General features: G+C 37.9%; 11 protein-coding genes and 1 other RNA gene. 4 read left to right on the top strand and 8 right to left on the bottom strand.

Annotated features, from left to right (window positions below):
- Positions 1 to 36 precede the first annotated feature (36 nt).
- Both U0M88_RS01085 and recU read right to left on the bottom strand, forming a co-directional pair.
- Positions 37 to 2,424, bottom strand: a complete 2,388-nt coding sequence (locus tag U0M88_RS01085; protein ID WP_331868629.1) for a transglycosylase domain-containing protein — start codon at positions 2,422 to 2,424, stop codon at positions 37 to 39.
- On the bottom strand, positions 2,421 to 3,005 hold the full coding sequence (gene recU, locus U0M88_RS01080; protein ID WP_415980603.1) for a Holliday junction resolvase RecU: 585 nt from the start codon (positions 3,003 to 3,005) through the stop codon (positions 2,421 to 2,423). The genes U0M88_RS01085 and recU overlap by 4 nt, the downstream gene beginning before the upstream one ends.
- Before the next feature lie 104 nt (positions 3,006 to 3,109).
- Here recU and U0M88_RS01075 point away from each other — a divergent pair, with 104 nt between their 5' ends.
- From U0M88_RS01075 to U0M88_RS01060, 4 genes are all read left to right on the top strand, one after another.
- Entirely contained in the window at positions 3,110 to 3,472 is a 363-nt protein-coding gene (locus tag U0M88_RS01075; protein ID WP_022790465.1) for a DivIVA domain-containing protein, read from the top strand.
- Between the two features lie 8 nt (positions 3,473 to 3,480).
- Positions 3,481 to 3,805, top strand: an RNA gene (rnpB, locus tag U0M88_RS01070) — RNase P RNA component class B.
- Between the two features lie 216 nt (positions 3,806 to 4,021).
- Entirely contained in the window at positions 4,022 to 4,975 is a 954-nt protein-coding gene (locus U0M88_RS01065) for a magnesium transporter CorA family protein (RefSeq protein WP_167697789.1), read from the top strand.
- A gap of 52 nt (positions 4,976 to 5,027) precedes the next feature.
- Positions 5,028 to 5,273, top strand: coding sequence for a hypothetical protein (locus U0M88_RS01060; protein ID WP_279139600.1), 246 nt, complete (start codon positions 5,028 to 5,030; stop codon positions 5,271 to 5,273).
- 129 nt (positions 5,274 to 5,402) lie between these two features.
- Here the strand turns inward: U0M88_RS01060 and U0M88_RS01055 are convergent, their stop codons facing one another.
- The 6 genes from U0M88_RS01055 to U0M88_RS01030 all read right to left on the bottom strand — a co-directional run bounded on the left by U0M88_RS01055 (position 5,403) and on the right by U0M88_RS01030 (position 10,522).
- Complete coding sequence (locus U0M88_RS01055) at positions 5,403 to 5,927, bottom strand: hypothetical protein (protein ID WP_331868627.1); 525 nt, start codon at positions 5,925 to 5,927, stop codon at positions 5,403 to 5,405.
- Positions 5,920 to 6,852 carry an HAAS signaling domain-containing protein gene (locus tag U0M88_RS01050; protein WP_331868626.1) on the bottom strand — a complete coding sequence of 311 codons (933 nt, stop codon included), beginning with the start codon at positions 6,850 to 6,852 and terminating at the stop codon, positions 5,920 to 5,922. The genes U0M88_RS01055 and U0M88_RS01050 overlap by 8 nt, the downstream gene beginning before the upstream one ends.
- The gene (locus U0M88_RS01045) at positions 6,839 to 7,168 is read right to left on the bottom strand and encodes a PadR family transcriptional regulator (protein ID WP_167697785.1); all 330 of its coding nucleotides are present in this window, start codon (positions 7,166 to 7,168) and stop codon (positions 6,839 to 6,841) included. The genes U0M88_RS01050 and U0M88_RS01045 overlap by 14 nt, the downstream gene beginning before the upstream one ends.
- An 80-nt stretch (positions 7,169 to 7,248) precedes the next feature.
- Entirely contained in the window at positions 7,249 to 8,160 is a 912-nt protein-coding gene (locus U0M88_RS01040) for a hypothetical protein (protein WP_331868625.1), read from the bottom strand.
- Positions 8,161 to 8,405: 245 nt separating this feature from the next.
- Positions 8,406 to 9,107, bottom strand: a complete 702-nt coding sequence (locus U0M88_RS01035) for a LytR/AlgR family response regulator transcription factor (RefSeq protein WP_205140966.1) — start codon at positions 9,105 to 9,107, stop codon at positions 8,406 to 8,408.
- A 338-nt stretch (positions 9,108 to 9,445) separates the two neighbouring features.
- Positions 9,446 to 10,522, bottom strand: a complete 1,077-nt coding sequence (locus U0M88_RS01030; protein ID WP_331868624.1) for a serine hydrolase — start codon at positions 10,520 to 10,522, stop codon at positions 9,446 to 9,448.
- Between the last annotated feature and the right edge of the window lie 345 nt (positions 10,523 to 10,867).

Raw genomic sequence — 10,867 nt, 5'->3', positions numbered from 1 at the left:
AGTAGTTCAAAAACTACTCAACTGTTAGACCCCCTTTTATAATATTCTCTTTCGTGAATCCGGTAAGGTCAATGAATCCAGTCGGAAGGTTTCCATACCTGTATTTCCGTTATTGCCGGTATTCTGATAGATACAAGCTCCGTTTTGCCAAGTACCACCGGAATTGATACATTGTTGTTGAAGATCCTGCGTTGGATCACTAGGCTCCTCTGGTACAGTTGGTTCCGTTGGTGGCGTTGTTGGCTCCTGCGTATTTTCTTCTTCTGTCGTTTCTTCTTCCTGTTCCTCTTCCTCAGTATCTTCTTCATCTTCAGACTTCGCATTTCCGCCGGTTACTTTTGAATCACCTTTAGAAAGGAACTCTGTTTTGATATAACCACCATTATAGTTCGATACACCGCTAGGCTTTTCAATATTGTTATAGTCATAGAACTGTTGGCAGTAATCTAATAAGTAATGCGTGATATGGAAGGCAGTTGCCTCAAATAGTAAAGAGTTTGTGAAGTAGTATCCTAATGCTTCATTTTCACCGCTGAAGCCGGTCCATGTTGCCACGCTGATATCACTGGTATAACCGATAGACCATTCATCACGGGCAGCTCCGGCAGGAATACCATATTGTACCCCATAAGTGGACCAGTCGGATGTACCGGATTTACCATATGCCGTATAGTTTTGGCTGTATAAGATTTCATTGAAGTTTTGATAATTTCCGGATACGACATTTTCCAACAGGTAGGATGTCATATAAGCGGCTTCTTCACTAATCAGTTCGTATTCGGTCGTATCACCGGAGGTTTCTTTACCATCCGAGCGACGTACAATTTTTCGAACTGTATGATCTTCTACACGTTTACCACCATTGGCCAACATACTGTAAGCGCTGGCTTGTTGGCGAGGGGATGCATACATCTCGGCACCACCGATCGCATACTGTTCGACAAACTGTGTATAGGTATCTTCGCTGTATCCTAACTTCTTTAAGAAATCGATCCAGTAATCATAACCGGTTTCATCCACCAGGGCAATCATCGCCTGTGCTGCCGGTGTATTCAAGGATAAACCAAGGGCTGTCTTTAAGTTGACTACACCACGATATTGACGATCAGAGTTTTGAAGGTTGCTTCCCGCATGGAAGTAGTCTTCACCATGGTCGTTGATCTTATGTTCGGTGGACCAGCCTAATAAATCAAAGGTAGAACTGTAAGCCAATAATGGTTTCATTGAAGAACCTGGCTGCCTTTCTTCCATGGATAAATCTCGTTTGGTCGCATCCTGATAATAGGTTCGACCGGCACCGACCGCAATCACTTCACCGGTATGATTCTCAATAACGGCAAAGCCGGTATCAAGCTGTTCGATTGGGAAGTTGACAATATTTCCTGCACAGATATCATAAGCTACCTTTTGTACATCCGGGTTTAGCGTTGTATAGATATCCATAGGAACAACACCCGGATCTTGACCGGTCAACTGAATAACTTCCTGTACAGCCTGATAGATAAACGGTGCATTTGGATCCTGACTGGATATATTCGTATATTGCAGGGCAAACTCTAATTTTGAATTCTTTGCCAAATTGTATTCAGTTTCGGTAATATATCCGTGCTGTAACATTAAGGCAAGTGTTGTGTTTCGACGACTTGTCGCATTGGCCAGATAATCCTGATCCGTTTTATATAAATTGTTTAATGGATTATATGTGTCCGGGGCATTGATGGCACCGGCTAAAAAGGCGGATTCACTTAAATTCAGTTCCGATACATCCTTATTAAAAAAGTACTTGGCTGCTTTTTGGATGCCTCGAGTATTATCACCTGATCCAAACCAGATCCGGTTTACATAGTAATCAAAGATTTCTTCTTTATTTAAGGTTTGTTCGGCAATTAAAGACAAATAAATTTCCTGTATTTTTAACTTGATTTTGGTAAATGCCGAAATGCTGCCTTGTTCACTTTCAATCTTTTTTTCCTGTTGTGAAGTAAACGTATTGTCGATCAGCTGCATCGTCAATGTCGACCCACCCTGGGCAAAGGAACCGGAGCGAAGGTTTGTCAAAGCACTGGCCAAAAAGCGAGGTAAGTCAAACCCGTTGTGATCAAAATAACGAGAGTCTTCAATACTTAAAAACGCATCGATCACGTTCTGTGGAATCTGATCATACGTGACATCTTCACGAATCTCCTGTCCCAGCTCGGAAATCAGGTTTCCGTTGCGGTCATAAATACGTGAGTTGGAAAGTGTTGTCAGATCACCCTCGACAAACTGCATGCCATCCGGGTCATTGATGATGTTGACCAGAATAAAGAAAACGGAGATGCAGCCTACCAAAAAAATGGAAAGCACGCCGATTGCCAGCTTGTTCCAGATATCCAGCTTTCTACGCTTTTTTTTCTGCGGTTTCTGATTTGTATCTTGGCTCATGTCTTATCCTCCTTAAAATACAAAAGATCGACGATCTTGAGATAATCTAATCTAGGTATATAGCCTTCTTGAATCAAATGCCCATGCTCCTGAAACCAGGAATAGGGAATCGAACTTTTTGAGGAATGTTCAATTTTATCGATCAATAAAGGGGCATCTACCAGAAAAGTTTCATTTCGCAGGCTGAATCGAATCACAAAGAAACCGATACCGCCATGCTTGTGTACTTTTTTAAGATGCATGATCTGATGAGAATGAATGATCCCAATGGGAAACTGCGCTTTATTCTTTGTTTCCTTTGCCTCAAAATCGATATAACGACCTTTATAAATGCCATTATAATCAGTCGTAGAAGGTGTTTTGTAATATGCCTCCACGATCTTAGCCTTGTTTCTTGCCGGATAATCGACACGAACGACTTGTACCGGTGTAGGCTTTTTATAAATCAGCGCTTTATCACACTCTCTGTAATACTTGTTTGTATCGTTTAGATCGGCTTCCAGACGCATTCCGCGGTTGGTGTGTTGATCTTTTACACCATGAAAATTCTGGTGGACAACCGCTGTTGGATATTTCACTATACTCATCGTTCTAATTATATATGAAATCATACTAACATTCAATTATGGTTGATTTTTTAGGGCAAAAACGTCATAATAATGAGTAGTGCTCAGGGGGAATCAAAATGACAAAAGAAATGAATCTGACTGCGCAGGAAATCTTTGAAAAAGAATTCCATGTGGATATTAAAGGGTATGCTCCGGCAGAAGTTGATGAATTCTTAGATTTGATCATCGAAGATTATCAGGTCTATGATGAAAAAATGGAAGAATTGGGGCAGGCATTAAGCCGCTATGAAGAAAAAATTAAAGAACTGCAGCAGGAAATTTATACATTGCAGAGCGAAAACCAGAATTTAAATGAAAAAGTGAGCGCTGACTACGTAAACGGAAATACAGATATGATCGATTTGTTAAAACGTATTGCACGTTTGGAACAAGCTGTATTCCATACGACAAATAGCGCACCGGTAAAACCGGAAGAATAATTGATTTCAATTTCGACAGTCGCTGGCGAAAGCTAGAGGAAAGTCCATGCTCGCACGATCTGCGATGATCGTAGTGTTTGTGCTGGATGAAGTCATAAATCCAGGCAGGTTGATCCTGACGGCTGTCGTACTTCCTAAGGGAAACTAAGGAAATACGGCTTTAAAAGTGCCACAGAGACGAGCTATTCTGGAAACAGAATAGGTGGAACGGGTAAACCCCGCAAGCGAGAAACCCAAATTTGGTAGGGGAACTGATCAAGGGGAACTGAACCTAAGATCGGATAGGGAAACCTATAGATAAATGACTGTCTGATACAGAACATGGCTTATGAAATTGAAAGTAACGGGAGCAATCCCGTTTTTTTTATTAAAATGTGTAAAAAGTTTGTTAAAGCCTTTTTATCCTTTTTCATTTTTGTGGTACAATACAAAGGCATGAAAGTAGGTGAAATTATGTCTCCGGACCCGTTAAGTCATGAGTGGAACAAAAAGCAAAATAAAGGATACGGAGGCATCGCAGTTTGTCTCCGTTAAAAAGGAGGGATTACTGTGCTTGAATTTTACAAGACTTTTGATGATGGTACCCGTCGTATTGATGCTCCGGAAAAAGGATGCTGGATTAATGCGATTGCTCCAACTGAAGAAGAAAGAAATTTTTTGATCGAACATATTGGTGTATTACCGGAATTTGTCAAATCTTCTTTGGATGATGAAGAAAGTTCACATATCGACTATGATGATGACTTTGATCAGACACTTGTGATTATCGACTATCCAGACTCTGATGAAAGTGATGTCAATAAGAATGAAGATTATACGACCTTGCAGTATAAAACGAACCCAATGGGTATCGTAATCTTAAAGGGCTATGTTGTAACGATCAGTTTGTATGAAAGTTGGTCTTTACAGGATATGGCGCAGGGGCGCATCCGTCAGATGGATACCCGTTTAAAAACGCGCTTCTTGCTTTTGCTGGTATTGCGCATTTCGCAACAATATTTGGTGTATTTGCGTCAGATCGATCGTTTGTCCAGCCGTACCGAATCGAAGCTGCATCAGTCGATGGAAAATAAAGAGCTGATTCAGATGTTGGGCTTGGAAAAATCACTGGTCTTCTTTTCGACTTCATTAAAAGCGGATGAGATCACATTGAATAAGATCATGCGTGGTAAAATGATCAAGCTTTATGAAGAAGATGAAGATTTACTGGAAGATGTGATGATCGAAATCAATCAGGCCATTGAGATGTGTAATATTTATTCCAACATTTTAAGTGGAACCATGGATGCCTTTGCCTCTGTTATTTCCAACAACTTAAATATTGTTATGAAGGTCTTAACTGTCATTACGATCGTTATGGCCATACCAAATATTATTTTCAGCTTTTATGGGATGAACGTCAGTGGACTTCCTGCACCACATGTTCTCTTTCCGACAGCGATTGCGGTCATCGCCTGTCTGGTAGCCATCTTGATTTTTAAAAAGAAGGATATGTTTCATTGAGAGAGGAAACTCTCTTTTTTTGTTATAATGGGAGTGTATAAGGAGAGATAGAATGTTTGGAAAAGAGAAGGTTTTTACAACTACCGACATAGAACAAAAAAACAAAATAGAAGATATTTTAAGTGAACATCATATCGAATATCGCATCCGCATGAAAGATGTCAATCAGCTGCATCCCTTTCATACTGCTTTGATGGGATCCATGTTGGCAGGTGATCACAAGCCCAGATATGCCTGGGATTTTTATGTTGATGCCAAAGATTTAGAATATGCCGCAAACGTATTAAAAGAACAATAAAAAGCGCTACTGAAAAAGTGGCGCTTTTTATGAAATCGGCTTTGTCCGTGTTTTCAGTTCATCGAAAGTGTTTGCCTTTTGATGTAGAAAGACAACGGATGCGGTTGTATGAGAGCGCTAAGCCGAAGATCATCCGACAAAGGAAGTGTTTACATGGATACGGTTTTCCAGGTTTTTACCATATCGAATCTGCAGCTTTAAGCTATCGGCATTTAAGAAAGGAATATCGACTTCTTTTGTGCGCCATATTCGCATCAAATCCGCCCAGTTTTCGCTTTGTGAAAAGATGTTGGTATCCATATTTAAAGAATAGCTGAAATTAATGATCATATCATTTCGATTATCGGTATGTCCGATTTCATGGACTTCAAAAAGGTTTGGATATTCGATAACGATTTCATTTTCTGCCAGGGCAGGATCCATGCTCATTTCATCAATTTTTAATTCAAGATCACTATAGCCACTGTAATTGGAAGGATAGGCATCGATGGTAATCGGATCGATGTTTTGCGCAACCGTAGTCTTATAACTTGCCGGCTGGCTGTCAATCTCTACTGTATGAAACTGAATTTGTGCCAGTTCCATCGCAAAGACCAGGGCACCGCTGATTACTAAGATGACGGATACCACAAATGTGATGAGGATCTTACGCATGAGGAATCTCCTCCTTTTTTGGCCATAGATGGATCAAGAACCATTGAACGGAAATGCTGCCGCCTAACAGTCCAACACCTAATAAGATCAAGCCAATACTGTAAACGTGTTCGAAAACCCCTACAAAGAATAAGGTAATCAAAGCAATACTGAATCCGATGATGCAACAGATGGTCGGAAAGCTGATCAACGCTAAAATGATTTTTATCAGTAGGCTTCCGCTATCTGTATATTGTGCTTTTCTTTGATGATAGAGTGTTTTCTCCGGTTTTGTGCCGGGAATCGGTGGCAGGCCATCATCCTCTTTTAAGAAATCCTTGGCTTCTTTGTTGAAGGATTGTTTTAAGTCTTCCACTACATTGATGCGATAGTCATGTCGTTTGATTCGACGAATTCTTCTGGACATGACGGAAATAAAGAAGAGAATGCTTGCCGCCAGATAAATGAGCTTAAAGATCCAGATCATCAAATCTTCAAAGGCATATACGATACTGGCTCCATAAGTGATACCAAAGATCCAGTTAACTACATTCATCAGAATATTTAAACAAATATCAATGAGAAGAATCCTTCCGATATAAAGCAATACAAGAAGGACAAAGGCATCAAAAATCAGATGAAAAATATCATTAACACTGAAATTGCCGAACTTATTTAGAAAACTTTCGGTTTTCGAATAGGCGCGATCCAACGTTTTATCAGCTTTAGTATCCATACTATCTGTATTGATCTTATAAGCTTCTAAGATTTCTTTGGCAAGCTCATCCAGATCGCCAAAGCCCTGGATTGCCTCTTTTTCACTGGCACCATTGGCAATCTTATCATCAATATATGTGCCATATTCAATCAAAATGTCTTTTCGTTCCTGTTCGGAGATCAATAAAAGCTTTTGTTCCAACTGTTCTAAAAATTCACTTTTCGTCATGATAAGACACCTCCTTTAAAAATGCATTGACTTTACCGGAAAATTCATTCCATTCCTTTTCCAGATCCTGCAGTTTTTGTATCCCATTGGGGGTAATGTGATAGTACTTTCTGGGTGGTCCTTCCGAGGATTCTTTTAAATAAGATTCGAGTAGATGATCATTGGACAATCGTTTTAAAAGCGGATAGATCGTACCTTCATTGACATCGACGATTTCACTGATCTTTGTCACCAACTGATATCCATAGAGGTCTTTGTATTCTATCGTTTTTAAAACAATCAGCTCCAATACACCTTTTTTAAATTGTGTATTCAATCGAATCACCTCACACTATTATAGTATATTTAGTACTATGTAAAGTCAAGTACTAAATAAATATTAATACTTGGCAAAGTTCACAAATCAGGAATCAAAAAAGTGACATGATACAGTTGAAGGGAATCCCGAGATATATAAACGTCATAAGGTAGGGAAAGTTTTGTTTCATCGAAATAAAAGGAAGAAAAAGTAAATTGGAGAAAACAACAATGAACTTTATGTTGATTTTGAATTGTGATCGTTGTCTTTTCGCAATATTGAAAAAGTACCTTCAACATGGATTGATAAACAGATTGTAAGGCAGCATAACTGATTTGTATTTTTTCCTCATCCAATTGAGTTGTATCAAAGCGTAACTGTTGTTTCTGAATTCGTTTCTTTTCCTTTTCCAACAAGTTTTTTAAGACCGGACAGGTTCTATAGAGATTTTGGAAGTGACTAAACGTATGTTCCGTCAATTTTTTGATTTGTTTCTGCAAGAGATTGTATTGTTTGAAACAGGAAAGTCTTTCCAAACAAAGACATTGATGTAATAGATCATGAATGTGATCAAAATAAGAAGAATAGGCTTGATATAAGAGCCGACAGCGACATTGTAGCTGTAAATTGGATTGTTGCAGCCGAATGAGCTTTCGTTGATAAAACGCTTGTTGCCAGAAAAAGAGACGAGCAACCAAAGATAGAGCTGCCACTTGAATGAGATATAAAAAAACTAGGCAGGTGGCACGATCATAGAAAACACCATAGTCCATATGAAAGATATAGAAGAAACATAATAGAATATAAGGAATATAGAATAAAGAATGATAGCCTGTAAGCAAGATTTGTCGGTATTGAGTTTTGAGATGCACAAACACGAGTGAAAAGCTGAGACTTAAAAGCTGAGTACATAGGATCATCACCAACAAGACTTCACTCGTGGGTGCAATCGTAGAAAAAGAAAGAAACTGTGTAAATAATAAAAGAATGATCGCTCTGGCAGTCAACAAGATAAAACAGCACCAGCTAAAATGAAAAAATTTACCACGAAAGCCTCCCTGATAAAAGGCATTGCACAAAGTCCAGAGAAGTACAAAGAAAACTGCATTTTGTACAAGGCTGATCCGGTTACGAAAAGCACAAGGTACGATAAAAAAGCTATATAAGAAAATTTGATGAAGGGAATATCGAAAAGGGAAAAAGTAATGTAAAAACGTCAAAAGAAAAATAAAGGTCAGTAAATCAAACAAGAAATTTATTGTGAGCATTGTAGGTAATGTAGATATCCTTTCATAAATGAAGCTTTGTATTTTTTAGATAGAGGAATAGAAACACCATTGGTCAAAAGAATGTCTTTTTTGTCACGGGAAAGATCGGCAATATGTCGATAACTGACAAGAAAAGCTTTATACGATTGTCCAAAATCATAAAATGTCAGTCGTTCTTTCCAATAGGAAAGGGAATAAGTCGTTCGATATTTTTTATGTTTTAAATAGAGATACGTATGACGATCATAAAATTCTACATAATATACATCTTTATAGTAAATCTTATAAGGAGAAATCTTTAAATCCGTCAAAGCCTTCTGTTGTTTACAATCTTTTAAGATCACATCGTAAAAGACACGTTGAAAATCAAGGCAAGAGATGGGCTTTAATAAATAACGCTTAGCTTCGATCAAATAGCCTTGTTGAAGATATTCGGCATATAAAGAAGTAATAATGATAGGGATTTTAGGACACTGCCTTCGGATGAGATGCCCTAATTGGATACCATTATAAGAGGTTAGTTGGATATCTAAGAAAATCAGATCGTATTTCTTAAAATCTAAGCCAGATTTTTCATTTAAGATCGTAAGATGATAAGAAATGTTTTCCTGTGTAAAAGCATCGTGAATGAGATGCGATAGATGCTTTATATCCTCTAGATGATCTTCACATATTAATATTTGAAACATGAAAGCTCCTTTTTCAAAGTGGAAAAATGGGTAAAGGTTACACCAGTCAAACACAAAGAAAAAGAGGTTTGGCCATATTATGAATGGAAAGATACAAAAATGGAAAATAGATCCGTTTCATGATCAAATCCTTTCTAAAATCTCATAATATATTCATTCTTGTAGAAAGAAAAATTCATTTAGTTTTAAAAATTATAAGATTTATATTTTTATCAAAGGCTATGAAATATGTAATGATTACTTGCCTTTATTGTATCGAGTATAAGTTATAATAAAAATAACCGACTTATTCGCTATGAAAGGAAGTATAGTTCCTAGCATAAGTCGGTCATGAAAAACTAAATCAATGTATCTTGATATTCAAAAACACAGGAAGAAATCTCATACATCAAGGATGTATAGACGTTTACATCTTTAGAAAAGACGACCAGGATATAGTCTCTACCCGGCAAATAGACAATACCGCCATCATGATAATACGTATCAGCACAACCGGTTTTATGGGCAAATTCAACATTTTTTCCTAAACCGCTCTGTAAAGCCGTGTAATCCGTACAACGTTTAAAAAGATAGATCATTTGATCACAGCTTTTCTTTGATCCCAGTTCATGATCATAGAGCTTTTCAAAAAATATACCGATGTCATTTGCACAGCTGACATTGGCACCGCCGTCCGTAAAAAAGTGCTGGCCAGGCTGTAGGCCATGATGCAATGCGGTATTTCGCATGCCGATTTGTTGAGCCAGAACATTTGCCTTATGTAAGGCATAAAGTCCATTACCATCTCCAATCACTTCCATTAACACATTATAGGATGTGTTATCACTGATGGTGATCATAGGCTCAATCCATTGTTCGTATTGTGCATAGTCGATCGTTCCCGCATCGATTTCCTGAAAAACAGCGGCCAGGGCAACGGTTTTGATCATACAGCATGGATACATGGATTCCGGATGAATCTCAAATCCTTTTCTGGTTCGCAAGTCTTTGAAATAGACACTGATATCACCGGAGTATTGAGAAAGAATCTCCTGCACATCATTTTGAAGCTTTTCAATATCAATCTGTAGGTTTCCACTTTGATCAAAGACATATTTCCTCTTATGAATTGTCTTGGTTCCGGTTACCATATGCCCTTTTTGATCAAAATAAGAAAGCATCGGTTTTTCATCCTTTGTGTAGGCCTTAAACTTCTTTTTAAGCATCTGTCCGTCTTTTTCAAAATAATAAGTTTTTCCATTAACTGTATGCAGCCCTGTTACCCGTTTTCCATTTTTGTCAAAATAATACGTTTTGTGATTAATGGTTTGAAAGCCTTTTTTCATAAAGCCGGTTTCTTTTGAAAAGTAGTAATAATCTTTACCGATCTTCTGCATACCTTGTTCCAGTTCACCATCTTCATTAACATAGACCATCGTTGAAGAGACAAAAGGAAATAAGGAAACGAAACCTTGTTGATGGGAAAGATGAACTGCAAAGCTTAGAACTAAAAAAGAGCATAGTGAGACTATAACCAATATAATCTTCTTCATGCTCCATTTTCTTTTCAAAGGTTGCTTATTCATACTTTTCTCTTCCATCTATCTTATTATTTTTATAATAGCGCAGTATTTATTAAAATCGCTATACCGACAATTTGGTGATATGGCATAAATAATGTCAAATTAGATTTTATATTGTAGTCAGAAAAGAGGTATTCTTTATGACTACAAATACTCAATCATTTTTAACCAAACATGCAACTTCCCATTTGATGGATT

Origin of the sequence: Faecalicoccus sp. (assembly GCF_036552745.1) — a bacterium.
Lineage (GTDB): Bacteria > Bacillota_I > Bacilli_A > Erysipelotrichales > Erysipelotrichaceae > Faecalicoccus.
Note: the sequence above shows the minus strand (reverse complement) of the source record. Positions and strands in the feature narration are given on the sequence as shown.

What these genes read in the sequence shown, in the direction of transcription:
- U0M88_RS01085 (WP_331868629.1), bottom strand. Translation starts at nt 2,424, where the DNA reads ATGAGCCAAGATACAAATCAGAAACCGCAGAAAAAAAAGCGTAGAAAG.
- U0M88_RS01075 (WP_022790465.1), top strand. Translation starts at nt 3,110, where the DNA reads ATGACAAAAGAAATGAATCTGACTGCGCAGGAAATCTTTGAAAAAGAA.
- U0M88_RS01060 (WP_279139600.1), top strand. Translation starts at nt 5,028, where the DNA reads ATGTTTGGAAAAGAGAAGGTTTTTACAACTACCGACATAGAACAAAAA.
- U0M88_RS01055 (WP_331868627.1), bottom strand. Translation starts at nt 5,927, where the DNA reads ATGCGTAAGATCCTCATCACATTTGTGGTATCCGTCATCTTAGTAATC.
- U0M88_RS01050 (WP_331868626.1), bottom strand. Translation starts at nt 6,852, where the DNA reads ATGACGAAAAGTGAATTTTTAGAACAGTTGGAACAAAAGCTTTTATTG.
- U0M88_RS01035 (WP_205140966.1), bottom strand. Translation starts at nt 9,107, where the DNA reads ATGTTTCAAATATTAATATGTGAAGATCATCTAGAGGATATAAAGCAT.
- U0M88_RS01030 (WP_331868624.1), bottom strand. Translation starts at nt 10,522, where the DNA reads ATGGTCTATGTTAATGAAGATGGTGAACTGGAACAAGGTATGCAGAAG.